The organism is Alistipes sp. An116 (genome assembly GCF_002161005.1).
GTDB classification, from domain to species: Bacteria; Bacteroidota; Bacteroidia; order Bacteroidales; family Rikenellaceae; genus Alistipes; species Alistipes megaguti.
Window position 1 is genome coordinate 119,828 of sequence record NZ_NFLR01000006.1, and the last position, 25,721, is coordinate 145,548.

General features: G+C 59.2%; 23 protein-coding genes. 13 read left to right on the top strand and 10 right to left on the bottom strand.

Annotation, left to right across the window (positions count from 1 at the left end):
- Positions 1-23 precede the first annotated feature (23 nt).
- From ettA to B5E60_RS05975, 8 genes are all read left to right on the top strand, one after another.
- The gene (ettA, locus tag B5E60_RS05940) at positions 24-1,697 is read left to right on the top strand and encodes an energy-dependent translational throttle protein EttA (protein ID WP_087310286.1); all 1,674 of its coding nucleotides are present in this window, start codon (positions 24-26) and stop codon (positions 1,695-1,697) included.
- Between the two features lie 4 nt (positions 1,698-1,701).
- Positions 1,702-2,235 (top strand): hypothetical protein, encoded by a 534-nt coding sequence (locus tag B5E60_RS05945; protein WP_143260678.1) that lies wholly within the window; start codon positions 1,702-1,704, stop codon positions 2,233-2,235.
- 1 nt (position 2,236) lies between these two features.
- A complete protein-coding gene (gene hisS, locus B5E60_RS05950; protein WP_087310290.1) occupies positions 2,237-3,583 on the top strand; it encodes a histidine--tRNA ligase in 1,347 nt (448 codons plus the stop codon).
- Positions 3,584-3,644: 61 nt separating this feature from the next.
- A complete protein-coding gene (locus B5E60_RS05955) occupies positions 3,645-5,249 on the top strand; it encodes a S41 family peptidase (protein WP_087310292.1) in 1,605 nt (534 codons plus the stop codon).
- 94 nt (positions 5,250-5,343) lie between these two features.
- Positions 5,344-5,640, top strand: a complete 297-nt coding sequence (locus B5E60_RS05960; protein WP_087310294.1) for a DUF3276 family protein — start codon at positions 5,344-5,346, stop codon at positions 5,638-5,640.
- A gap of 251 nt (positions 5,641-5,891) precedes the next feature.
- On the top strand, positions 5,892-6,833 hold the full coding sequence (locus tag B5E60_RS05965) for a DUF368 domain-containing protein (RefSeq protein WP_087310296.1): 942 nt from the start codon (positions 5,892-5,894) through the stop codon (positions 6,831-6,833).
- Entirely contained in the window at positions 6,833-7,582 is a 750-nt protein-coding gene (locus tag B5E60_RS05970; RefSeq protein ID WP_087310298.1) for a shikimate dehydrogenase family protein, read from the top strand. The genes B5E60_RS05965 and B5E60_RS05970 overlap by 1 nt, the downstream gene beginning before the upstream one ends.
- A 135-nt stretch (positions 7,583-7,717) precedes the next feature.
- Complete coding sequence (locus tag B5E60_RS05975; RefSeq protein ID WP_239403239.1) at positions 7,718-8,356, top strand: energy transducer TonB; 639 nt, start codon at positions 7,718-7,720, stop codon at positions 8,354-8,356.
- A 180-nt stretch (positions 8,357-8,536) separates the two neighbouring features.
- Here B5E60_RS05975 and B5E60_RS05980 read toward each other — a convergent pair whose 3' ends face one another.
- A complete protein-coding gene (locus B5E60_RS05980) occupies positions 8,537-8,746 on the bottom strand; it encodes a putative signal transducing protein (protein WP_087310301.1) in 210 nt (69 codons plus the stop codon).
- A gap of 117 nt (positions 8,747-8,863) precedes the next feature.
- On the opposite strand from B5E60_RS05980, the gene dnaE reads away from it, so the two are divergent.
- Genes dnaE through B5E60_RS05995 form a run of 3 tightly spaced genes read left to right on the top strand, consistent with a single transcriptional unit; the run spans position 8,864 to position 14,026 of the window.
- Positions 8,864-12,682: a DNA polymerase III subunit alpha gene (dnaE, locus tag B5E60_RS05985; protein ID WP_087310303.1), complete on the top strand. Its 3,819-nt coding sequence runs from the start codon at positions 8,864-8,866 to the stop codon at positions 12,680-12,682.
- Between the two features lie 20 nt (positions 12,683-12,702).
- Positions 12,703-13,017, top strand: a complete 315-nt coding sequence (trxA, locus tag B5E60_RS05990; protein WP_087310305.1) for a thioredoxin — start codon at positions 12,703-12,705, stop codon at positions 13,015-13,017.
- 4 nt (positions 13,018-13,021) lie between these two features.
- Entirely contained in the window at positions 13,022-14,026 is a 1,005-nt protein-coding gene (locus B5E60_RS05995; protein ID WP_087310307.1) for an aldose 1-epimerase, read from the top strand.
- A 96-nt stretch (positions 14,027-14,122) separates the two neighbouring features.
- On the opposite strand, the gene B5E60_RS06000 is transcribed toward B5E60_RS05995, so the two are convergent.
- On the bottom strand, positions 14,123-14,641 hold the full coding sequence (locus B5E60_RS06000; protein WP_087310309.1) for a nitroreductase family protein: 519 nt from the start codon (positions 14,639-14,641) through the stop codon (positions 14,123-14,125).
- A 186-nt stretch (positions 14,642-14,827) separates the two neighbouring features.
- Here B5E60_RS06000 and htpG point away from each other — a divergent pair, with 186 nt between their 5' ends.
- A complete protein-coding gene (gene htpG / locus B5E60_RS06005; RefSeq protein ID WP_087310311.1) occupies positions 14,828-16,888 on the top strand; it encodes a molecular chaperone HtpG in 2,061 nt (686 codons plus the stop codon).
- Positions 16,889-16,993: 105 nt separating this feature from the next.
- Here htpG and B5E60_RS06010 read toward each other — a convergent pair whose 3' ends face one another.
- The 8 genes from B5E60_RS06010 to B5E60_RS06045 all read right to left on the bottom strand — a co-directional run bounded on the left by B5E60_RS06010 (position 16,994) and on the right by B5E60_RS06045 (position 24,163).
- A complete protein-coding gene (locus B5E60_RS06010; protein ID WP_087310313.1) occupies positions 16,994-17,641 on the bottom strand; it encodes a CatB-related O-acetyltransferase in 648 nt (215 codons plus the stop codon).
- 137 nt (positions 17,642-17,778) lie between these two features.
- Complete coding sequence (locus B5E60_RS06015) at positions 17,779-18,201, bottom strand: acyl-CoA thioesterase (RefSeq protein ID WP_087310315.1); 423 nt, start codon at positions 18,199-18,201, stop codon at positions 17,779-17,781.
- A 22-nt stretch (positions 18,202-18,223) separates the two neighbouring features.
- Positions 18,224-18,832: an FAD synthase gene (locus tag B5E60_RS06020; protein ID WP_087310317.1), complete on the bottom strand. Its 609-nt coding sequence runs from the start codon at positions 18,830-18,832 to the stop codon at positions 18,224-18,226.
- A 1-nt stretch (position 18,833) separates the two neighbouring features.
- Positions 18,834-19,484: a redox-sensing transcriptional repressor Rex gene (locus tag B5E60_RS06025; RefSeq protein ID WP_087310319.1), complete on the bottom strand. Its 651-nt coding sequence runs from the start codon at positions 19,482-19,484 to the stop codon at positions 18,834-18,836.
- A gap of 2 nt (positions 19,485-19,486) precedes the next feature.
- Complete coding sequence (locus tag B5E60_RS06030) at positions 19,487-21,289, bottom strand: LysM peptidoglycan-binding domain-containing protein (RefSeq protein ID WP_087310321.1); 1,803 nt, start codon at positions 21,287-21,289, stop codon at positions 19,487-19,489.
- Between the two features lie 3 nt (positions 21,290-21,292).
- Entirely contained in the window at positions 21,293-22,066 is a 774-nt protein-coding gene (locus tag B5E60_RS06035; RefSeq protein ID WP_087310323.1) for a 3'-5' exonuclease, read from the bottom strand.
- 11 nt (positions 22,067-22,077) lie between these two features.
- Complete coding sequence (gene dnaN / locus B5E60_RS06040) at positions 22,078-23,202, bottom strand: DNA polymerase III subunit beta (RefSeq protein WP_087310325.1); 1,125 nt, start codon at positions 23,200-23,202, stop codon at positions 22,078-22,080.
- A gap of 82 nt (positions 23,203-23,284) precedes the next feature.
- Positions 23,285-24,163: a nucleoside phosphorylase gene (locus tag B5E60_RS06045; protein WP_087310327.1), complete on the bottom strand. Its 879-nt coding sequence runs from the start codon at positions 24,161-24,163 to the stop codon at positions 23,285-23,287.
- A 114-nt stretch (positions 24,164-24,277) separates the two neighbouring features.
- Here B5E60_RS06045 and glmM point away from each other — a divergent pair, with 114 nt between their 5' ends.
- Positions 24,278-25,672 (top strand): phosphoglucosamine mutase, encoded by a 1,395-nt coding sequence (gene glmM / locus B5E60_RS06050; protein ID WP_087310329.1) that lies wholly within the window; start codon positions 24,278-24,280, stop codon positions 25,670-25,672.
- The last annotated feature ends 49 nt before the right edge of the window (positions 25,673-25,721 follow it).

The window sequence follows — 25,721 nt, forward strand, 5'->3', positions numbered from 1 at the left end:
CCGAAAAATTTCCGAAAAACCCTATGGCAGACGAAAAAATCATCTTCTCGATGGTCGGCGTGAGCAAGACCTTCCCCAATCAGAAACGAGTCCTGAACAACATCTACCTCTCGTTCTTCTACGGGGCCAAGATCGGCATCATCGGTCTGAACGGCGCGGGCAAGTCCACGCTCATGAAGATCATCGCCGGCATCGACAAGAACTACGAGGGCGAAGTGGTCTTCTCGCCCGGATACACGGTGGGCTACCTCGAGCAGGAGCCCAAACTCGACGACTCGAAAACCGTCCGCGAGGTGGTCGAAGAGGGATGCGCCTCGACGGTCGCCCTGCTGAAGGAGTACGAGGAGATCAACATGAAGCTCTGCGAGCCGATGGACGACGATACGATGGCCCGTCTGATCGAACGTCAGGGCGAACTCTACGAGCAGATCGACCATGTCAACGGCTGGGAGCTGGACAGCGTGCTGGAGCGTGCGATGGATGCGCTGCGCTGTCCCGATCCGGATCAGTCGGTGAAGGTGCTCTCGGGTGGTGAGCGCCGCCGCGTGGCGCTGTGCCGCCTGCTGCTGCAGCAGCCCGACGTGCTGCTTCTGGACGAGCCCACGAACCACCTCGATGCCGAGTCGATCGACTGGCTGGAGCAACACCTGCGCCAGTACAAGGGTACGGTGATCGCCGTGACGCACGACCGTTACTTCCTGGACAACGTCGCCGGCTGGATCCTCGAACTGGACCGCGGCGAGGGCATTCCCTGGAAAGGCAACTACTCGGGATGGCTCGAGCAGAAGACCAAGCGCATGGCCATGGAGGAGAAGCAGGAGTCGAAGCGCCGCAAGACGCTCGAACGCGAGCTGGAGTGGGTGCGCATGTCTCCGTCGGGCCGCCACGCCAAGTCGAAGGCGCGTCTGTCGGCCTACGACAAGCTGATGAACGAGGATACGAAGCAGAAGGAGGAGAAGCTCGAGATCTTCATCCCGAACGGCCCGCGTCTGGGCGACGTGGTGATCGAGGCGCACGACGTCTCGAAGGCCTTCGGCGACCGCGTGTTGTACGAGCATCTGGAGTTCTCGCTGCCGCCCGCCGGCATCGTCGGCGTCATCGGTCCCAACGGAACGGGCAAGACCACGCTCTTCCGCATGATCATGGGGCTCGAACAGCCGACAAGCGGTTCGTTCCGCGTGGGCCCCACGGTCAAACTGGCCTACGTCGACCAGCAGCACAAGTCGATCGACCCGGAGAAGACGGTCTTCGAGGTGATCTCGGGCGGTGCGGACCTCATCACGCTGGGCAACCGGCAGGTCAACGCCCGCGCCTATGTCGCGCGGTTCAACTTCTCGGGCGCCGATCAGGAGAAGAAGTGCGGCATGCTCTCGGGCGGCGAGCGCAACCGTCTTCACCTGGCCCTGGCGCTCAAGGAGGAGGGCAATGTCCTGCTGCTCGACGAGCCGACGAACGACATCGACGTCAATACGCTGCGGGCGCTGGAGGAGGGTCTCGAAAACTTCGCCGGGTGTGCGGTCGTCATCTCGCACGACCGCTGGTTCCTGGACCGCATCGCCACGCACATCCTCTCGTTCGAGGGCGACTCGAAGGTGGTCTTCTACCAGGGCACCTACTCCGAATACGAGGCCTGGAAACGGGCCCAGGGCGGCGATACGGAGCCCCACCGCGTGAAGTACAAGAAACTCCTGGCCTGATAAAATGCGCATCGCAGCCTTTTTCCTGCTCTGCCTGGGGCTTTTCTCATGCGGGATGCCGGCCAATCGTCCGGTCGATGTGTTTGTCTGGGACCAACTCCTTGCCCACGAAGATCCGAACCAGGTGGAACCGGTCGGAAAGTGCGATGTCGACGGATTCCTCGCCGAAATGGAACGGTTCCCCTGGCACGATCAGGCGGACGAGGCGCTGAAGATCAGAAAAAACTCCCCGACCCTGTCGGTGACGGATTTGAAGTCCGACCGTTCGTTTTTCATTTCGCCTGCCGTTGACGACAAGGACCGGTTGGGCTATTTCGTCGGATATGTCTATCCCGGAGAGGAGGGAACGCGGGCACGGCGCTACGTGAGCATGTATGAGGTGGAACAAATGGAGGCGATCCGCGAAATGGTCGTCCTGTTTTTCCGACGCGATGAGGTGGCATTGAAGCGCCTGCTCGGGAAGTTTCCCAAATACATGGATGCCCGGGATAACACCGATTGGGAAAAATACCTGAAAATGAAACAAAAATTCATATAGTATGTCACAACAGAAACCTTCCATACCCAAGGGTACGCGCGACTTCTCCCCGGCGGAGATGATGCGCCGCCAGTATATCTTCGACACCGTGAAGCGGGTCTTCCGTACCTACGGATTCGCTCCGCTGGAGACCCCGGCCATGGAGAACCTCTCGACGCTGCTGGGCAAATACGGCGACGAAGGCGACAAGCTCCTCTTCAAGATCCTCAATTCGGGCGACTACGCCGCGGGGCTGACGGACGACGAGGTGCGTCAGGCCTCGAAGATCTGCGAGAAGGGATTGCGCTACGACCTGACGGTCCCCTTTGCCCGCTACGTCGTGCAGCATCAGGGCGAGTTGACCTTCCCCTTCAAGCGTTACCAGATTCAGCCCGTATGGCGGGCCGATCGTCCCCAGAAGGGCCGCTATCGCGAGTTCTACCAGTGCGACGTCGATGTGATCGGCACGCGTTCGCTGTTGTGCGAGGTCGAACTGGTGGAGATCGTCGAGCGGGTCTTCAAGGCGCTGGGCATCCGCGTGGCGCTGAAGATGAACAACCGCAAGATCCTCTACGGCATTGCCGAGGCCATCGGCCATGCCGACAAGATGATGGATATCACGGTAGCCATTGACAAGCTCGAAAAGATCGGGCTGGAGAACGTCAAGGCCGAACTCTTCGAACGCGGTCTGGAGCAGACGGCGGTCGACCGACTTCAGCCGATTCTCGAACTGAGCGGTGACAATCACCAGAAGCTCAGTCAGCTGCGTGAGGTGCTGGCTGCGTCGGAGACCGGTCTGAAGGGCATCGAGGAGATGGAGACCATCTTCGGACATGTCGAGCGGCTGGGGATCGACCTCCGGGTGGAGCTCGACCTCTCGCTGGCACGCGGTTTGAACTACTATACGGGAGCCATCTTCGAGGTCAAGGCGCTGGATTTTGCCATCGGTTCGATCTGCGGAGGCGGCCGCTACGACGATCTGACCGGTATTTTCGGTCTGCCCAATCTCTCGGGCGTGGGCATCTCGTTCGGCGCCGACCGCATCTACGACGTGATGACCGGGCTCGGACTCTTCCCCGAAGAGGTGAACTGCACCACCCGGGTGCTTTTCACGAACCTCGGAACGGCGGAACAGGCCGCCGTGCTGCCGCTGCTGCGCACGCTGCGCGGTGAGGGGATCTCGGCCGAAATCTATCCCGAAGCCGGAAAGATGAAGAAACAGATGGAGTATGCCAACCGCCGCGCAATCCCCTATGTGGTGATCGTCGGATCACAGGAGATCGAGGCCGGAGCCGCTACGGTCAAGGATATGCGTTCGGGCGAGCAGCGGCAGGTGCCCTTCGCGGAACTCGCGCAAGCATTGTCCTGACAGGCTGATTCGGGGCTCCGCATGCGGGGCCCCTTCCTTTTAGATAAGTAAGTACGGAATCATGCGAAAAATTTGGATCATTCTGCTGTGTCTTTGCGGTGTGTCGACGCTGTCGGCCCAGGAGACACTCTCGGAGCAGGAGCTGCGGCAGGAAAATCTGCAGCAGTTTCAGAAACTGGCACAGGTCTACCGCTACCTCATGGGGCTCTATGTCGATGACGTGGAGATGAAGCCCGTGGTCGAGGGGGCCATTCGGGGCATGCTCGAGGAGCTGGATCCCCACTCGGCCTATCTCGATGCGGAGGAGATGCGCGGTGTCACGGAGAGTTTCGAAGGCGAATTCAGCGGCATCGGTGTGGAGTTCAATGTCCTGCGTGACACGATCATCGTCGTGAATACGATCGCCGGAGGTCCGGCCGAGCGGGTCGGCGTGCGCGCCAACGACCGCATCGTGCGTATCGACACGCTGCAGGCCGTGGGCATGACCCGCACGGAGGTCCCCAAACACCTGCGCGGCAAGACCGGTACGAAGGTCGAAATCGATGTCGTCCGTCACGGTACGCCCGGGCGGCTCCACTTCGTAATCGTACGCGACAGGATTCCGCTCAATACCGTCGATGCCGCCTACCGCGTCGGCGACGACATCGGATACATCAAGGTCAACCGTTTCGGGCATACCACCATGGATGAATTCCGCGAGGGGTACCGGAAGATGGGCCGTCCGCAGAAGATGATCCTCGATCTGCGCGGAAACGGGGGCGGTCTGCTCGAACAGGCCATCGAAATGGCCGGATTCTTCCTGCCGCGCGGCGCCACGATCGTCTCCACCGAGGGACGGGCCATTCCCGCTTCGTCGTTCCGGGCACAGGCAAACGGCGAAGACCTGACGGGCGGTCTGGTGGTGCTGATCGACGAATCGTCGGCCTCGGCCTCGGAGATCGTCTCCGGAGCCATTCAGGACTGGGACCGCGGCGTCATCATCGGTCGCCCGAGCTTCGGAAAGGGGCTCGTGCAGCGGCAGATCGGACTCTCGGACGGCTCGGCCGTGCGCATCACCGTGGCCCGTTACCATACCCCCTCGGGTCGCGTCATCCAGCGCCCCTACGAAAACGGAAAACGCCGCGAATATTACCTCGACCATCTGCGCCGTTACGACGACGCGGTGCGGGATTCGCTCGACGCCCGGGCTCCGGAATTCCGTACGCTCCGCACCGGCCGCATCGTTTACGGCGGTGGCGGAATCCGTCCCGACATCCTCGTCGAGGCCGATACGACCGGCTATTCGGACTATTATGCCGAATTGATTCGCCGGGGTGTTGTGGCCGAATTCGTTAACGACTGGCTCGACCGTTCGCGCGATTCGCTCTCGCGTGCTTTCCCGACGTTCGAAAGTCTGGATGCCGGGTTTGAACCCTCCGGTGAGCTTCTCGGAAAACTTGCTGATTTGGGCGCCAAACGAGGCGTAAATTTCGATAAGAAGGGATTCGAAATCTCCAGCCGGTTGATGGGAGTGCAGTTGAAAGCGCTTGCCGCTCAGCGACTTTTCGGCATGGAGGCCTATTTCCGCGTGATCAATCCCCGTCTGAGCCCCGCCTATCGGCAGGCCGTAGCCCTTCTCCAGGCGTGGGATCAACGGGGCAAACCCTTGCTCGATCCCAAAAAATAGAGGCGGAAGTTTGGTGCTTTGTAAACTTTTTCGTATATTCGTATATACGAATCCGACGAGCAAGACCGTCGGAGCTAACTAAAAACAAAGTCCCATGTTAACCCCAACCCAACCGCGACGCGAAAACGAGGATTATGGAGATCAGATTCTCTCCAAGGCCGTTAAGGCCGGCCGTCGCACCTATTTCTTCGATGTCAGGGCTACACGCGGCGACGATTGGTTCCTGACCATTACCGAAAGCCGTAAGATTACGGCACCCGACGGTTCGTCCTCCTACGACCGTCACAAGATCTTCCTCTACAAGGAGGATTTTACCAAATTTTCGGAAGGTCTCGGTGAGGTCGTCGACTTCATTCGCCGTAGCAAAGGGATTCCCGAACCGGCGAAATGAGTCCCGTGGCCCCACGGAACAGAGACTCTTCGGCCCATTGGCCGAAGAGCCTTTTTTTTGCCGAAGCGCCGGGCGCGTATGACCCCTTCCTTTTGTTTTGTCCATATTTTTCGTATCTTTGCCTCCCGATGAATCCGGCCCCGGGCGACGTTCGCCCGCCGGAGGGTGGACGGCATGGCACAGCCGCGTGGTCCGCTTCCGCAGGTGCGGATGATAAACGGTTAAACTGCCATTATGAAATTTTCTCGTATATGAAATTTTCTCGTAACCTCATTCTTGCCCTCAAGGGGTGTGCCATGGGAATGGCCGACGTGGTGCCCGGCGTCTCGGGCGGTACGATCGCCTTCATCTCGGGCATCTACGAAGAGCTCCTCAATTCGATCCGCAGCATCAATCTTACGGCCGTGAAGCTGCTGTTCCGGGGACGTTTCGGCGAATTCTGGCGCCACATCAACGGCGGCTTCCTGCTGTCCGTGCTGCTGGGTATCGCCGTGGCCATCTTCTCGCTGGCCCGGCTGATGATCTATCTGCTCGAATACCACCCGATCGCCATCTGGTCGTTCTTCTTCGGACTGATCATCGCCTCGGCCCTGCTCGTGGCCCGGCAGATCGGCCGCTGGAGCTGGCGGACCGTTCTTTCGTTCCTGGTCGGGGCCGCCGTGGCGTGGTGGATCACCGTCGCCTCGCCGACGCAGACCCCCGACGACTGGTGGTTCGTGATGCTCTCGGGCGCCATTGCCATCTGCGCCATGATCCTCCCGGGAATTTCCGGCGCCTTCGTCCTGCTGCTGCTGGGCAAATACCAGTTCATCATGGAGGCGGTCGCCAATCTGGATATTCCGATCATCGTGATCTTTGTGGTCGGGGCCCTGGCCGGCATTCTGGCCTTCTCGCACCTGCTCTCGTGGCTGCTCAGGAACTGGCACGATCTGACGGTCGCCCTGCTGATGGGTTTCATGGTCGGATCGCTCAACAAGGTCTGGCCCTGGAAGCAGGTCGTTGAAACCTACGTCGACAGCCATGGCCAGGTGCAGCCGCTCATCGAGAGCAACATCTCGCCCGCAACCTTCGAGACCCTGTACGACAAGCCTGCCCTGCTCTCCGAAGCCATCATCCTCTGCATCGTGGGATTCCTCGTGATCTACGGCATCGAGGTACTGGCCCGCATCGTTGCCAAGAAAAACGAGAAATAATGAGACGTTTCGGACTGATCGGCCGCCCGCTGGGTCATTCGGCTTCGGCGGCCTACTTTACCGAAAAATTTGCCCGCGAGGGGCTCTCGGATCATGCGTATGCTCTGTATGAACTGCCTTCGATCGAGGCGCTGCCCGGTCTGCTGGAGCAGCATCCGGACCTTTGCGGACTCAACGTCACGATTCCCTACAAACGCGAGGTGATCCGCTATCTGAACGCCGTATCGCCCGAGGCACGGGCCATCGGGGCGGTGAACTGCATCCGCCGCACGCCGGATAAGGGCCTCGAGGGGTTCAATACGGATATCATCGGGCTGCGCGAAGCGCTGAGCGAGTTGCTGGGGCTGGCCGAACCCGAGGAGGCGCTGATTCTCGGCACGGGCGGAGCGTCGCAGGCCGTGCAATATGCGTTGGCCGAGCGGGGAATCCCCTTTGCGCTGGTTTCGCGCGATGCGGCCAAGGGGAACTACACCTACGATAACCTGCCGTGTGAGGTGGTCGGGCGCAGCCGGCTGATTGTCAATGCATCGCCCGTAGGGACCTACCCCAACGTCGACGAGGCGCCGCGCATCCCCTACGCCTACATTACGCCGGAACACTACCTGCTGGATCTGGTCTACAATCCCGAGGTGACACAGTTTCTCGACTACGGACGGCAGCGCGGCGCGCACGTGCTGAACGGACGCACGATGTTTGTCGAACAGGCCGAGGCTTCGTGGCGGATCTGGAACGGCGAGGAATTACTTTAATTGGAATATATTAAAATAATGAAAATTAAAGCATTACATATTGTGGTGCTATGCTGCCTCACTCTTGGAGGGACGAGAGTTTTCGCACAGCATGTAACACCTCCGCGTTTTGACGGCGCGGTCGTCAAGGTCTATATGGCCCGATTGGCTGCCATGGCCGGGGATGTGGCCGTCGAGGAGCGCATCCCCGCGGATTCGCTCTCGGCCGAGGTGGCGGTCGCCCTGCGGATCGACACCCTCGGCCGCGTCGTGGAACTCCGCTTCCTGGACAACACATGCGAAGGGCGCGACCGGGTGGATCTGGAACCCGTCACACCCCGTACGCGGCAGGTCGTGGAGCGGGCCGTCGGACGGATGACCGGGACGTGGAGCCCTGCACGCCGCGCCGACGGTCTTGCCGTGAACTATGTGCAGCGGCTTTGGTTCCATCTGCCGCTGCAACGTATCGAAGAGCAGATGAATCCCGATCCGCTGCTCTTCATGGGCGAAGTTCCCGGCGAGAACTTCTTTCGCTGGGTGGCCGACCGCACGGGGTATCACTCCTATCGGTTCCCGACAACCGGAGGTCGGGTTCATATCCGGTTTTATGTCGAGGCGGACGGCCGGGTGACAATCGACAAGGTGCTCCGCTCGCCCGACGAGCGGCTGACGAAACGGGTTATTCGGGCCATCCGGAGCAGTGAAGGCAAATGGACGCCCCGCAAGGTCGACGGCGTGCCCCAGCGCACGGCCTACACGTTCCGAGGCAATTTCATCAACGACTCCTCGAACTGAGCCGACGGCGGAAAGGCATCCGGAGAGAAACGGAACGGCCGGTTGAAGAGAAGCAAAGCAATCGTCCCGAGAGAATGGAACGGCCGGTACGTCCGGCAGAACCGTCCCGGGGCATTGCACGGCATGAAAAAGGCTTCACCTATGCAGGTGAAGCCTTTTTTCATCACTTCGCAGTTCGCACTATCTGTGCTGCAGCAACATTTGGGCGCTCTCCAGATCCTCCTTGCGGACGACGACCTGCGCAGGCATGGTGCCGATGGGATAGATGGCCGACATGTATTCGTTGCGGATCGTCGACCAGATCCCCGCGCTGTCGAGCATCGACTTGGCAATTTCGGCTTCGGTAACGGTGTTGTATTCCGCCAATACAACCAACGAGTCGTCTTGCATAATCTTTCTTTTTTGGTTCGGTAGTTAAAGTTAAGCAATTTGTTGATAAAATACAAGAACAGCCCCGGGAATTCTCTGTAAATATCGTTATCTTTACAACGCTAAAATTTCCGGAAAATGTCCCAATTCGTACATCTTCACGTACATACGCAATACTCGATCCTCGACGGCCAGGCCAGCATCCCCAAGTTGGTCGACAAGGCCATCGCCGACGGTCAGCCCGGCATTGCCGTGACCGATCACGGCAACATGTTCGGCATCAAGGAGTTCTACAACTACGTCAAGAAGGTCAAGGGCAAATTCAAGGACAAGGCCGCGGAATGCGAAGCCCGTATCGCCGCCCTGCGCGACGGATCGGAGACGGTCGATGATCCCCAGGCCGAGATCGCCAAGTGCGAAAAACAGCTCGAGGAGCTGCACCGCAAGATGGCCTTCAAGCCCATCATCGGCTGCGAGGTCTACGTCGCCCGCCGCTCGCTCCACGACAAGGAGGGAAAGCCCGACCAGAGCGGTTATCACCTCATCCTGCTGGCCAAAAACCTCAAGGGGTATCACAACCTGATCAAGATCGTCTCGAAGGCCTGGACCGAGGGCTTCTACATGCGCCCCCGTACGGACCGCACCGAGATCGAGAAGTACCACGAGGGGCTGATCTGCTGTACGGCGTGTCTGGCCGGCGAGGTGCCGCGCGCCATCACGGCCAACGACATGGAGAAGGCCGAAGAGGCGATCCGCTGGTACAAGAACCTCTTCGGCGAGGACTACTACCTCGAGCTGCAGCTGCACAAGGCTACCGTCGAGCGGGCCAATCACGAGGCCTACCCCATGCAGTTGAATGTCAACAAACACCTGCGCGAGCTGGCCGCCAAATACAACGTGCGGATGATCTGCACGAACGATGTGCACTTCGTCGACGAGGACAACGCCGAGGCTCACGACCGGCTGATCTGCCTTTCGACGGGCAAGGACCTCGACGACCCGAAGCGCATGCTCTACTCCAAGCAGGAGTGGTTGAAGACGACGGCCGAGATGGCCTCGATCTTCGGCGAGTCGGATCCCGAGGCGATGGCCACGACGGTCGACATCTGCAACCAGGTCGAAACCTACTCGATTGACCATGCGCCGATCATGCCCAACTTCCAGATCCCGGCCGAATTCGGCACCGAGGAGGAGTATCGCAAACGCTTTACGGAGCAGGACCTCTACGACGAATTCACGCGCGACGAGAACGGCAATGTCGTCATGTCGGAGGAGGAGGGTCGCAAGAAGATCGAGAAGCTGGGCGGTTACGACAAGCTGTACCGCATCAAGTTCGAGGCCGACTACCTGACGAAACTCACCATGGAGGGTGCCCACCGCCGCTACGGCGAACATCTGACCGAGGAGCAGGAGGAGCGGCTGCGTTTCGAACTGCACGTCATGAAGACGATGGGTTTCCCGGGCTACTTCCTCATCGTGCAGGACTTCATCCGCGCCGCCCGCGAGGAGCTCGACGTCTCGGTGGGACCGGGGCGTGGCTCGGCCGCCGGTTCGGCCGTGGCCTACTGTCTGGGCATCACGCAGATCGACCCCATTGCCTACGACCTGCTGTTCGAGCGTTTCCTGAACCCGGACCGTATCTCGCTGCCCGATATCGACGTCGACTTCGATGACGACGGCCGCGGCCGCGTGTTGAACTGGGTAACCCAGAAATACGGCAAGGAGAAGGTCGCCCACATCATCACCTACGGCACGATGGCCACCAAACTCTCGATCAAGGATGTGGCCCGCGTGCAGAAACTCGTCCTCTCGGAGTCGGACCGTCTCTGCAAACTCGTCCCCGACAAAACACCCGAAGGCAAACCCGTCAAGAGCCTGGCCCAGGCCATCGAACTCGTCCCGGAGCTGAAGGCCGCCGAACAGTCGGACAACCCCGTGCTGCGCGATACGATCCGCTATGCCAAGATGCTCGAGGGGAACGTCCGCAATACGGGCGTGCACGCCTGTGGTACGATCATCTGCCGCGACGACATCACCGACTGGGTGCCCGTCTCGACGGCCGACGACAAGGAGACCGGCGAAAAGATGCTCGTCACGCAGTACGAAGGTTCGGTGATCGAGGATACGGGTCTGATCAAGATGGACTTCCTCGGTCTGAAGACCCTCTCGATCATCAAGGACGCCGTGGAGAACGTCTTCCAGACCAAAGGCAAGAAAATCGACATCGACGACTTCTCGATCATCAACGATCCGGCTACCTACAAGCTCTACTGCGAAGGCCGTACCGTTGGTACGTTCCAGTTCGAGTCGGCCGGCATGCAGAAGTACCTGCGCGAACTGCAGCCCTCGACCTTCGAGGATCTGATCGCCATGAACGCCCTCTACCGTCCCGGCCCGATGGACTATATCCCGGACTTCATCGCCCGCAAACACGGCCGGAGCCCGATCGTCTACGATATCCCGATCATGGAGAAATACCTGAAGGATACGTACGGCATCACGGTCTACCAGGAGCAGGTCATGCTGCTGTCGCGTCTGCTGGCCAACTTTACCCGCGGCGAATCCGACACGCTGCGCAAGGCCATGGGTAAGAAGCTCAAGGACAAGCTGGACCACCTGAAGCCCAAATTCATCGAGGGCGGCAAGAAGAACGGCCACGACGAGAAGGTGCTCGAAAAGATCTGGGCCGACTGGGAGAAGTTCGCCTCCTATGCCTTCAACAAGTCGCACGCCACGTGCTACTCGTGGGTGGCCTTCCAGACGGCCTATCTCAAGGCCAACTATCCGTCGGAGTACATGGCTGCGGTCCTGAGCCGAAACCTGACGAACATCGAGCAGTTGACGCTCTACATGAACGAGTGCAAGCGGATGGGAATCAGTGTGCTCGGTCCGGATATCAACGAGTCGGTGCAGGCCTTCTCGGCCAATCTGGCCGGCGACGTGCGCTTCGGTCTGGCCGCCGTGAAGGGGGTCGGCTCGGCCGCCGTGGAGAGCATCATCGTCGAACGCAAGGCCCGCGGCCCGTTCAAGGATATCTACGACTTCGTCGAGCGGGTCAACTATTCGCTCGTCAACCGCAAATGTCTCGAGAATCTGGCCTATGCCGGCGCCTTCGATTCGATCACGGACTTCGCCCGCGGCAAGTTCTTCGGCGTGGATGCCCGCGATTCGAACGGCGCCACCTTCATCGAACTGCTCATGCGTTACGGCCAGCGGTTCCAGAACGAGCAGAACAATGCTCAACAAAGCCTCTTCGGCGGTGGCGGTCATGTGGATATCCAGCGCCCGGTAACCCCGAGCTGCGCCGACTGGAGCCAGCTCGAAAAACTGACCAAGGAGCGCGAAATGGTCGGACTCTACCTCTCGGCCCATCCGCTCGACGACTACAAGATCATTATCGACCACATGTGCAAGACCCAGCTTACGGAGCTCGAGAATCTCGATGCGCTCAAGGGGCAGGAGATTGCCGTGGCCGGCATGGTGGTCAGCGTGCAGAACCTGATGACCAAGACCGGAAAGCCCTGGGGCCGCTTCAAGCTGGAGGACTACAACGGTTCACACGAATTCGCTCTCTTCGGCAAGGACTACGAGAACTTCCGCAAGTATCTCTTCCCGGATTATTTCCTCTTCATCCGCGGCAAGGTGCAGCCCCGCCCCTACAACGACAAGGAGCTGGAGTTCAAGATCATCTCGATGGTTCAACTCTCGGAGGTGCGCGATACGATGATCAAGGAGATGTCGATCCAGCTGCCGATCGAGGAGGTCACCGAAACGCTGATCCGCGATCTGTCGGCCCGCATCCTCGAGGCAAAGGGCCAGACACGTCTGAAGGTGAACGTCTACGACCGGAATGCACAGGTCTCGCTGAGTCTCTTCTCGAAGAGCCACAAGGTGAGCCTCACGGCCGAACTGACCGACTATCTGGATGAAAATCAGATACATTATTCCATTGCATAACAACTTAAAAACACAAAAAAATGGCACTTGCAATCAACAAGGAGAATTTTGAAACACTCGTAGGCGGTGACAAACCCGTCGTAATCGACTTCTGGGCCGAGTGGTGCGGTCCGTGCCGCATGATCGCTCCCATCGTCGACGAACTGGCCGGCGAATACGAGGGCAAGGTCGTTATCGGCAAATGCGATGTCGAGCAGAACGACGATATTACGATGAAGTACGGCGTGCGGAACATCCCGACGATCATCTTCCTCAAGGGGGGCCAGGTCGTGGACAAACAGGTCGGCGCCTGCTCGAAGGATGCCCTCAAGGCCAAGATCGAAAAGTTGCTCTAAGCCGATGATTCATTGCGTGGATTACTGCGGCCTGCGGGCTGTGGAGTTCTCCAAGGGCGACTATGTGGCGCTGCTGATCCCCGAGATGGGTGCCAACCTCATCCGGCTGGCCGATATGCGCCGGGGCGTCGAGGTGGTGCATACTCCGACGGCGGAGGAGATCGAGACCTTCCGGCGTCGTCCGCAGGTCTACGGTCTGCCGATCCTCTTCCCGCCCAACCGCATCGCCGACGGACGGTTTACCTTCGACGGCCGCACTTACCGGCTCCCGATCACCAACGAAAAGGAGCACAACTTTCACCACGGATTTCTCAAGAGCCAGCCGTTCCAGGTCTCGAAGGCCGTGGAGACCGACGATGAGGTGATGGTTGAATGCCGCTACTACTCGAATGCGGGTTGCGACGTGATTTTCCGCGATTTTCCGCACGAGTTCAAGTGCAAGATCATTTTCCACCTCTCGGCCCGCGGGTTGGAGCAGGAGGTGGTCTTCACGAACCGCAGCCGCGAGCGGATGCCTCTGGGTGTGGGATTCCACACGCCTCTGCGTATTCCGTTTGCCGGGGGCGAGAATGGCGACTACGTGATGCGGGTGGCCGTCGGCGAACAGGCAGAGCTCGATGCGCGGAATCTTCCGACGGGCCGTAAACTGCCTCTCAACGCCCAGTTCGTACGGTTGCGTGAGGGCGGTCTGCGCGTGACGGGCTGCGAGCCGATCGAGGCGGGCTTCACGCTGCGCGAGATCGAGGTCGATGGCAAACCCTACCGCGGAGCCCTGGTCGAGAATCTCCGCACGGGAGTTCGGGTCTTCTACGAGGTGGACGACCGGACGACCTACTGGACGATCTGGAACAACGGCGGGCAGGTGCCCTACTGCTGTCCCGAACCGCAGTCGTGGACGACCAACGCCCCGAATGCGGCCGATCCCGAGGCCGAAGGTTTCTGTGCGGTGGCTCCGGGCGAGTCGTGGAGCGCCAAATACCGGCTTTACGTGCGGCAGGCGGGCGAATAATTGCGTTTCCAGATGCGAAATATTCTGCCTGACAGCAGAATAAGGTGCGTTATATAAAGCAAGGCGGGAGGTTGTTTTTCAACCTCCCGCGTCGCTTTAGAAAGACTCCATGAATACGGTCTCGGAGAGTGGTTTGCGGAGTTTGTCGTGACGGTCGGGCGAGGCGGGTTCGCCGGCTCCGTAGCCGATGAGCAGGATATTCACCGGAACGACGTTATCCGGCAGGTGGAACTCCTCGCGCACGGCTTCGGGCTTGAACATGCAGATCCAGAGCGAGTCGAGTCCGAGCGAGGCGGCGCAAAGCATCATGTGGTCCGTGACGATCGAGGCATCGATGTCGGCGATCATCTTGCCGTCGTACTTGCGGGTCCACGCCTCGTCGGTCGCCGCACAGACGAGGATGGCCAGCGGAGCCCCGAAGTCCCGCGTGCAGCGGGCCAGGCGCTCCATCCCCTCCTTCGACTGGATGACAACGAGGCGCTGCGGCTGGCGATTGGCACCCGTCGGTGCGACGCGCCCCGCCTCGAGAATCTCCTGCAATTTTTCCGGCTCGACCTTCCGGTCCTGATATTGACGGCAGGCATACCGTCTCTTGGCCAATGTGAGAAAATCCATCGTGTTCGGTTTTTTGTTCGAACAAAGGTACGAAAAATCACGCGGACGCGCAACAACTGCGCGTCCGGTCCGGTCGGCTGTGACGGAAGTTGTCAGTTGCGACTGACAAAGTGGCAGTCCCGCACGAGTGGCACACCCTTTGTGGATCTCCGGAGCAGAAAAAAACGAAAAAACAATACCTGTACTATGAAAAACGGAAAAATCGGAGTTACGACGGAAAACATCTTCCCCGTCATCAAGAAATTCCTCTATTCGGATCACGAGATCTTTCTGCGTGAGCTGATTTCCAACGCCGTGGATGCCACCCAGAAACTGAAGACCCTCTCGGCCAAAGGCGAGATGAAGGGCGATCTGGGCGATCTGACGATCCACGTCTCGGTGGACCCGAAGGCCCGGACCCTTACGGTTACCGACCGCGGTATCGGCATGACGGCCGAGGAGTTGGACAAGTATATCAACCAGATTGCCTTCTCGGGTGCCGAGGAGTTTATGGCCAAATACAAGGACCAGGCCATTATCGGTCACTTCGGACTGGGCTTCTACTCGGCCTTCATGGTGGCTGACAAGGTCGAGATCTTCACCCGCTCGTGGCAGGAGGGGGCCAAGGCCGTGCACTGGAGCTGCAGCGGAACCCCCGAGTTCGAGATGGAGGAGACCGACGAGGCGCGTGACCGCGGCACGACCATCGTGCTGCATCTCTCCGAGGATACGAAGGAGTATGCCGAGGAGTCGAAGGTCTCGGAACTGCTGAAGAAATACTGCCGCTTCCTGCCCGTGCCCATTGCCTTCGGCAAGGTCAAGGAGTGGAAGGACGGCAAGTATGTCGATACGGACAAGGACAACATCATCAATGACGTCGACCCGCTCTGGACCCGCAAGCCGGCGGAGATCACCGAGGAGCAGTACAAGGAGTTTTACCGCGAGTTGTACCCGCTGAGTGACGAGCCCCTCTTCTCGATCCATCTGAACATTGACTACCCGTTCCACCTGACCGGTATTCTCTACTTCCCGAAAATCCACAACAACTTCGACATCCAGCGTAACAAGATCCAGCTGTACTGCAACCAGGTCTACGTGACGGATCAGGTCGAGGGAATCGTGCCGGAGTATCTGACGCTGCTGCACGGCGTGATCGACTCGCCGGACATTCCGCTGAACGTTTCGCGCAGCTATCTGCAGAGCGATTCGAACGTGAAGAAGATCTCGAGCTACATCACCCGCAAGGTGGCCGACCGTCTGCAGGAGCTCTTCAACACGATGCGCCCCGATTACGAGTCGAAGTGGGACGATCTGAAGATCTTCATCCAGTACGGCATTCTGACTGACGAGAAGTTTGCCGAAAAGGCCGAGAACTTCATGCTCTGGAAGAACGTCGAAGGCAAGTACTTCACGCCGAAGGAGTATCTCGAGAAGGTCAAGGAGAATCAGACCGACAAGAACAAGACGGTCGTCTTCCTGTACGTGGACGATCCCGAGGAGAAGTACACCTCGCTCGAGGCCGCCAAGGCCAAGGGCTACGACGTGCTGATCATGGACGGCCAGCTGGACAGCCACTACATCAACTGGTATGAGTCGAAGAACAAGGAGAGCCGTTTCGTTCGGGTCGACAGCGACGTGATCGACAAGCTGATCCAGAAGGAGGACAGCATCAAGATGTCGCTGACGGAGGCTCAGCAGGAGTTGCTGACGCCGGTCTTCGAGAGCCAGATGCCCAAGGATGAGAAGATTCACTACAACATCTCGTTCGAGGCGATGGAGCCCGACGAGGCGCCGGTCGTCATCACACAGAACGAGTTCATGCGCCGTATGAAGGAGATGGCCCGCATGGGCGGTGGCGGCATGAGTCAGTTCTACGGCCAGATGCCCGACAACTTCACCATCGCGGTGAACGGCAACCACCCCATCGTGATCCGGATTCTCGAGGATGTCGAGAAGGCCTACGGCGACAAGCTGAAGACCACGACCAAGAAGATCGACGCTGCCATAGCCGAGGAGAAGCGTTTCGAGGAGGTCACCAAGGACAAGAAGGAGGCCGATCTGACGCCCGAGGAGAAATCCATGCGCGAGGAGCTGTCGAAGAAGGTTGTCACGCTGCGTGACGAGCGCAACCAGCGGCTGCGCGAGATCGGTGCCGGCAACAAGCTCGTCAAGCAGATCATCGACCTGGCCCTGTTGACCAACGGCATGCTGAAGGGCAAGAACCTGACCGATTTCATCCAGCGGTCGATTTCGTTGATCGAAAAGTAATCGGATGAGGCCTCCTGACCGGGGGCCATTCCGGAAAATGGCAACGGGCCGGACTTTCCATCGTGGAAGTCCGGCCCGTTTTTTTGTGTAGGAAGGTGACGCGGGTCAGTTGTCTGCTTTCCCGCAGGCTAACTGTTCCAATTGTACCCAGTCACCCGACTGGATCGCCGGGATAGCACGGCGGATGCGTTCGTCCGACCATTCCCACCAACGGATACGCAGCAGAAGTTCAATCACCTCGGAGGCGAAGCGTCTGCGAATGGGTCGAGCAGGGACGCCCCCGACAATCGTATATGGAGCCACGTCGTGGGTGATAACGGCTCGCGTTCCGATCACGGCACCGTCACCGATCCGAACGCCGGCCAATATGGCAGCCTCGTAACCGATCCACACGTCGTTGCCTACGACAATATCTCCCTTGCAGTCCCAGGCTTCGGCAACCTGCGTCCGGTCGCCCTGCCACTCCTCGTAGAAGAGCGGGAAGGTGTAGGTGGAAAGCGACCGCAGCGTGTGGTTGGCACAGTTGAAAAGGAACTTTGCTCCGCAGGCAATCGAACAGAAACGCCCGATGATGAGCCGCTCGTGGTGGACGGGATAATGGTAGAGAATATTGTTGGTGGCGAAAAGGCGCGGGTCGGATCTGAAATCGTTATAGATCGTATAGTCGCCGATCTCAATTTGCGGATCGTCGACGACGGCATTCAGATAGACCGTCTGCCGGTCGCCTGTCCGTGGATAGATTTTGTTCATCATGTTTTCAGTCTTTTAAAGCGTTTATCCGTTCAGAATCAGATACAGCTATCCGGTCGGAACCGTTGACCAGTCCCGACGCACCGGAAAATCGGATTCAGATACAGCGCTTCATCGTGAAAACATCATTTTCCTGATCCTTACTCGGCCGGCTCCTCCGTCCAGTGCGGGCGGAGCAGATCGAGAAACCACTCCGGGCAGCGGCACGGACGACGCGTATCGCTGTGGATAAAGCCCAACTGCGTCATGCCCGTGTTGATCAGTTCGCCCTTCTCGTTGTAGATCTCGTAGAAGAAGTTGATGCGTGTCGAGGGGATCTCCCGAAGGATGATCCGCACCGTCAGCAGTTCGTCGAAATAGGCCGGCTTGCGGTACTTGGACTGCACTTCGAGGATCGGCATCATGATGCCGCGGCGCTCAACCTCGGCAAACGACATGCCCAGATGGCGCAGCAGTTCGCTCCGCGCCGCCTCGTAGTAGCAGATGTAGTTCGAATGGTGGCAGATGGCCATCTGGTCGGTATGCTTGTACCAGACCCTGATTTTGCAATCGTGGCTCAGCATGATTATCGGAATTTTTGGTTTGTCACTTGTTTTCAGGAGAATCGTTCTCCGCAACAGGCCGATCCTGCCGGAGGCTCTTCGAAAGCGGATGTCCCAGCAGATGCTCGGCACCGGCAAGATCTCCCGATTCGAACCGTTGCCGGATAGCGGTCGAACTGACCCGTACGCCGTCGACCGTACACGGCCCCACGCGAATCACCCGCAGGCGTTCGCACACCTGCGGATCGTCACACGCCAGGGCGTCGTGGCCGAAGCGGTGGTTGAAGCCCGCCACAAGCGTTTCGGCGCCGAGGCGGCCGATCAGGTATCGGTCGACGAACTCCCGGCCCGTGAGGGCGCTGAACGTCCGGTCGAACGGTATGACGATCAGGTTGTCAACCCCCAACCCCTCCAGCAGGGCAATCTTTTCATCGAGGGTCGTCAGCAGCCGGAGCCCTTCGGCCCGCCCCAGCGCGATGCGCGGATGCGGTTCGAAGGTCATCACGATGCTCTCACCTCCGGCAGCACGGGCCTCGCCGACAAGTCGCTCGATCAACGCCCGGTGGCCGAGATGCACACCGTCATACGACCCGACGGTGACCGCCGGATGGTCGAAATGCGGAAGATGTTCAAATCCGTAAAATACGCGCATTCTACGAATTGGCGTTGGCGTCGTTCTCCTTGACGAAGTAGGCGACCTTTTCGAGCAGCGTCGTGATGTCGTAATTCTCGACCACAATTCCCTGCGGGAAGTTCAACGGTGTGGAGGTGAAGTTCAGTACGCCCTTGATGCCGGCGTTGATGATCGGCAGAACGAGCGTCGGGGCCACCTTCGTGGGTGACGATACGATCACGATCGAGATGTCCTTGTCCTCGACCTCCTTCTCGAACGTATCCATGTGGTAACACGGAATGCCGTCGATGATCTTGCCCACCTTCTCGGGATCGACATCGAACGCCGTCGTGATCTTCAGCTTCAACCCCTTGCCGTTGAAGTACTTCGTGATGGCCTGACCCAGGTGGCCCATACCCAACACGGCGATATTCATCGGTGTGGGGCTGTCGAGGATGTTGCTGATGTATTCGATCAGCACCTGTACGTCATACCCCTTTTTCGTATCGCTCGAGAATCCGATCAGCATCAGATCGCGGCGCACCTGTACGGCCGTAATGCCGTGGATGCCCGCCAGAACATGCGAAAAGACGTGCGTGATTCCCTGTCGGTGGCACGAAAGCAGTGTCCGCCGGTACTCGCTCAACCGCTCGATGGTCTTCTCGGGAATCGTATTCGTCAGTGTTGCCATGACTATTCGATGGTTATCGTGAAATCATTGTGGTAGTTCACCCGCGTCCAGTTGTAATTGACGTGGTTGGCGCGACCGACCGGCCGGGTGAACAGATACGTGGTCTGCAGCGGCGTGTAGCGGTGATCCTCCAGGTCATACTCGATATCGCCGTACATGGCCGGCGCGAAGATCATCGCCGTGTCGTAACCGCGATAGGAGAACAGCGTCGGCAGCATGCCGAACGATCGCAGATAGGCGTCGTCGAAAGCCTTGACCACCTCCGAGTCGCGTTTGGCATGGTAGGTTGAGATGAAGACCACGCGATCCTTGAAGAAGATTGCCCGGTCGAGGTTGTTGTAACGGTTCCAGCGGGCATTGCCCAGGACGGTGAACTTCGGAGCCGTGCGTCCGCGCGAGGTGATGCTCGTGTCGGCCGAGGCCAGCCCGGCAAGAATGCGGTCTACATCCACCTCGTTGTCCGAAAGAATCACGAAGACGTTGTCCGCATCGTTCTCCAGCAGCGGAGTCAGATCGCTCGAGCCTTGGGCCCCCTGCTGATACCGATAATTATAGCGCTCGTAAGGCCGGTTGCCCAGCAGCGCAAGGATCTCGCGCTCGAACTCCCGGTCGACGGTCTGCGTATAGATCAACGTCACCCGTTTGTCGGCGGCCACCAGATCGCGCACCTTCTCGTACTTGCGGTCCGGATCGGGTGCCAGCTGGAAAAGCACGTCGCTGTTCATCCGTTCGATGTTGGCCAGCGGCGAAACGACCGGAATCTGGTGCTTCTCGGCATAACGGACCACCGGATAGAGTCCCTCTTCGTAGACGGGCCCCACAATCAGATGGGTGCGCCGGAATGCCTTGTCTTCGAGAATCGAAACGATACGGGCGCTGTCACGGGCCGTGTTGTAGAGATCAACATTGACCGAGATGCCCGACTTCTGCTTCACGCTGTCCAGACCCAGCAGGAAACCCTGGTAAAATTCCAGGTAGTTACCGTTGGGTTCGCCGTTGACGGCCAGCGGCAGAAGCACCGCCACATTGAGCGCTTCGCTGCGCCGCAACGCCCGGAACTCGATCGGTTCCACGTCGCCGAAGGGCGGCAGCGAATCACGGTGCAGCGTATCCTCGGTTGCCGCGGGCTCTTTTTGATCCTCTCCCGGGACAACGATCATCGCTCCGGCCTTCAGATCGGCCGGCTTCAGTCCGCCGTTGAGCGCACTCAACTGCTCTTCCGTGATCCCGAACCGGCGCGACAACGAATAGAAGGTCTCGCCGGCATGGACGATATGATACGACGTACCCGTTTCGGCCACGCTGTTCAACGACTTTTGGTAGGCCTCCCACTGCTGCTGGGTTCCGGCCGCCGTTTCCGAGCCGATCTGTTTGCGGCGGATCAGCACCCGTTCGCCGGGGCGCATGTGCAGCGGATCGAGGTTCGGATTGTCGGCCATCAGCGTCTTGACCGGAATCTCGTACTGACGCGACAGGGCGAAGAGCGTCTCGCCCGGCGCGACCTGGTGGAAATTGAACGTCTTGCGCAGTTTGCGCTCCGACATGATCTCCGGCGCCTCGGCCACGTAGGGAATCTTGATGTTCTGATTGGTCTTCAGCCCGCGGACTATCGAGGGGTTGTTCTCCACGATCACCTGTTCGCCCACGCCGTAGGTCTTCGAGAGTCCGTAGAGCGTCTCCCCGGCCTGCACCGTATGGATGTAGTATTTAGCCCCGTTGATGTAGACGATCGTCGTGGACTTCCCGCCCGCCAGGGCCGAAAGCCCCCACGCAATCATCAGCAGGGTGGCACAGAGTCGTTTCATCGTCTATCTGTTCTGCAGTTTGTCCCGCATGCGGATCTCGGTGATCACCTTTTTCGTATAGAGCGGGAAATCGCCGTTCATCATCCAGGCATAGTAGCTCGGCTCCATGCGGAAAACCTCCGCCACGGAGCGTCCCTTGTACTTGCCGAATCCGAAGATCTCCTCGCCTTTCTCGTTGTAGAGAATCCGCCCGGCATAGTCGGCCGATTCGCCCCGGCTGGAGAATTCGGCCAGTTTGTCGACGTCGTTCTCCAGATCCGGATAGCGGTCCAGCTGCGCCTTGAGCACCTCGTAGGTAGCCTTCGTGTCGGCCTCGGCCGAGTGGGCATCGTCCAGATTGCGGTCGCAGTAGAACTTGTAGGCTGCAACCAGCGTACGCTGCTCCTTCTTGTGGAAGATGTTCTGCACGTCGATGAACTTGCGGCGTTTGAAATCCACATCCACCCCGGCCCGCAGGAACTCCTCGACCAGCACCGGAAGATCGAACCGGTTCGAATTGAAACCGCCGAAATCACAGCCGCGGATGAACTGTTCGAGCGACTTGGCCACCTGGGCAAAGGTCGGACAATCCTTCACGTCGTCGTCCGTGATGCCGTGGACGGCCGTCGCCTCTTCGGGGATGTGCATCCCGGGGTTCAGCCGCCGGGTCTTCGTGATCTCCTCGCCGTCGGGCATCACCTTGATCATCGAGATCTCCACGATCCGATCCCGGGCCGTATCGACCCCGGTGGTCTCCAGATCGAAGAAAATGATCGGACGCTTGAGGTTCAACTTCATTTCGGAGGGCCTTATGCGTTGATCATCATCGGCATGAGCAGCATCAGCGTCGAGCTGGTCTGCTTGTCGTCATAGACCGGTTTGAAGACGCCGGCACGCGTCGAGTCGGCCAATTCGAGCACCACCGTCGGCGTGTCCATGTTCGAGAGGATCTCGACCAGGAACGTCGACTTGAAGCCGATCGAAATGGGCTGTCCGTCGTAGCTGCACGAAATCGTCTCGTTGGCCGATACCGAAAAGTCGATATCCTGCGCCGTGAGGTTGATCCTGTTGTCGGCGATATCCATGCGGATGAGGTTGGTCGTGGGATTCGAGCATACCGCAACGCGTTTGATACCGTTGACCAGCTCGATGCGGTCGACCAGCACCTTGTTGGGGTTGTTGGCCGGGATCACGGCGTTGTAGTTCGGGTAGTTGCCCTCGATCAGGCGGCATACCAGCGTGTGGCTCTTGAGCGTGAACATGGCGTTCTTCGAATCGAAGGCCATATCAATGGCGTCGTCCTCCTTCAGCAACACCGACTTGAGCAGGTTGGCCGGTTTTTTGGGCAGGATGAACGAGGCTGTCACTTCGTTCTCGGTCTCCGATTCATACTTGACCAGTTTGTGGGCATCCGTTCCGACGAAGGTCAGCGTGCCGGGGGCCAGGTTGATGTAGATACCGTTCATCACGGGGCGAAGCTCATCGTCGGCCGTGGCAAAGATCGTCTTGTTGATGCCGTTGACCAGCATGTCGACATCCATGCGGAGCTCCTTGCGCTCGGCGCTCAGCTGCGGAACGGACGGGTAGCTCACGGCGCTGGCGCCCGGAATCGAGAGTGATCCGCTCTTCCAGTTGATCTTGATCTCCCAGTTCTTGTCGTTGACCTCGATCGTCAGCGGCAGTTCGGGGAACTCCTTCAGCGAGTCGAGCATCAGTTTGGCCGGAGCGGCGATCGTGCCTTCGCTTTCGACGCTGTCGACCTCGATCTGGCCGACGAGCGTCGTCTCGAGATCCGACGTGGTCACCGTCAGTGTCGTACCGTTGAGCTCCATGAGGAAGTAGTCCAGAATGGGAAGCGTATTCTTGTTGCTGATCACTTTGCCGGTCGTTGCCAGAAGAGAGAGCAGCGCCGAACTTGATACGGAAAATTTCATAGTTGTATTTCTGTTATTAAAGAGATTCGTGTTGTCGTTATATTTTTATCGGGGGGGGGCGTCGGGCGTCGGTTCGTCCGGGTCAGTCCAGCGCCGCCAGTTTGTCGAGCGCCATGGCGATCATCCGTTTGACGAAGGGTTTGTAGTCGGTGTCGGCTTCGAGGGCGATGCGCTGTGCGATGATCGTGCAGATCGTGGCGGCGCGGTGACCCATCAGGGCCGAGAGTCCGGCCAGCGCCGACCCCTCCATCTCGAAATTGGTGATGCGGCGGCCCCGGAAGTCGAACGATTCGATCTTCTCGTTCAGGTGGATATCGTGGGGTTCGAGACGTACCCAGCGGCCCTGCGGGGCGTAGAAGCCCGGGGCGGCGATGGTGATCCCCTCACGCGTCGTATCGCGGAAATGCTCGAAAAGGGTCTTGTCGGCGTTGACGAAGTAGGGACGCGGCATCTTTTCGTACCAGCCCGTGTGGCGGACGAAAGCCTCCTCCAGCTCCAGATCGCAGACCGCATCGCGTCCCTTGTAGTAGCTCAGCAGGCCGTCGAAGCCGCATGACGTGCGTGAGAAGACGAACTCCCCGACGCGGATATCGGGTTGGATGGCGCCCGAGGTCCCGAGCCGCACGAGGGTCAGCTGCTGTTTTTCGGGCTTCTCCTGCCGCGTGGCGAAGTCGATGTTGGCCAGAGCATCGAGCTCCGTGACACAGATGTCGATGTTGCCGATGCCGATGCCCGTCGAAAGGACGGTCATGCGTTTTCCCCGGTAGGAACCCGTCACGGTACGGAATTCGCGGTTGGAGACTTCGCACTCCTTCGTGTCGAAATGCTCGGCCACGAGGGCCACCCGACCCGGATCACCGACCAGAATGACCGTCGGGGCCAGCTGCTCGGGACGCAGGTGGAGATGAAAAATCGAACCGTCGTCGTTGATAATCAATTCGGAAGCGGGGATAGTCCTCATATTTTGTTGGTTTTAAATTTTCATAATTGGCATAAAAGTAATATATTTACCTCGAATATCAAAACTTCACCGCGAATTTTCTTCTTGTAAAATACCTGTAAAAATCATAGAAACATGACGCTCATCAAATCCATTTCGGGCATCCGCGGAACCATCGGAGGCCCTACGGGCGAGAATCTCACACCGCTCGATATCGTGAAGTTCACGACGGCCTACACCCGTCTGATCTCCCGCCGCAATCCCGGCAAACGGCTCACCATCGTCATCGGCCGCGACGCCCGTCTGTCGGGCGAACTGGTGATGGATCTGGTCGAAGGAACGCTGCTGGCCTGCGGCGCCGACGTCATCAACGTGGGGCTCTGCACCACGCCCGGCACCGAAATGGCCGTCATCACGCGCAAGGCCGACGGAGGCATCATCCTCACCGCCTCGCACAACCCCCGCCAGTGGAACGCCCTCAAGCTGCTCAACGCCCACGGCGAATTCCTCTCGGCGGCCGAGGGGCAGGAGGTGCTCGAACTGGCCGAGGACGAGTCGTTCGAGTTCCCGCCGATCGACCGGATCGGACACCTCCTCGCACGCGAGGACTTCAACGACGAGCACATCCGCCAGGTGCTGGCCCTGCCGCTGGTCGATGTCGAGGCCGTGCGCAAACGCCGCTTCAAGGTGGTCATCGACGCCGTGAACTCCGTGGGCGGCATCGTCATGCCGAAGCTGCTGCGCGAATTGGGCTGCGAGGTGGTCGAGCTCAACTGCGAGCCCACGGGCGAATTTGCCCACAACCCTGAACCGCTGCCCGAGAACCTGACCGAAATTTCGAAGGTCATCGTCCGTGAGAAGGCCGATTTGGGCGTGGTGGTCGACCCCGACGTCGACCGGCTGGCCTTCGTTTCGGAGGACGGTTCGATGTTTGTCGAGGAGTATACGCTGGTGGCCGTGGCCGACTACATTCTCACGGAGCATCCGGGCGGCGTGACGGTTTCGAATCTCTCCTCGTCGCGGGCGCTGCGCGACGTGACGGAGCGTCACGGCGGCAAGTACTACGCTTCGGCCGTCGGCGAGGTCAACGTCACGACGAAGATGAAGGAGGTCGGTGCCGTCATCGGCGGCGAGGGCAACGGCGGAGTGATCTATCCCGAGCTCCACTACGGGCGTGACGCTCTGGTCGGTACGGCCCTCTTCCTCACGTGGCTCGCCAAGCGCGGAATGACCATGACCCAGCTGCGCGCCACCTACCCCTCCTACTACGCCTCGAAGAACAAGATCGAGCTGACGCCGGCCATCGACGTGGATAAAGTGCTGCGTGAGATAAAGGCCCGTTATGCCAGTGAGAAAGTGAACGATATCGACGGCGTGAAGATCGACTTCCCGGACAACTGGGTCCACCTGCGCAAGTCGAACACCGAGCCCATCATCCGTGTCTATACCGAGGCGCGGTCGATGAAGGAGGCCGACGAGCTGGCTCAGCGTTTCATCGCCGAAATCAAGCAGATCTGCAATTTACAGTAAGGAGATGGCAGCTCCGTCACGTCCGGGAAGGATGGCCGGGTCTGCCGCA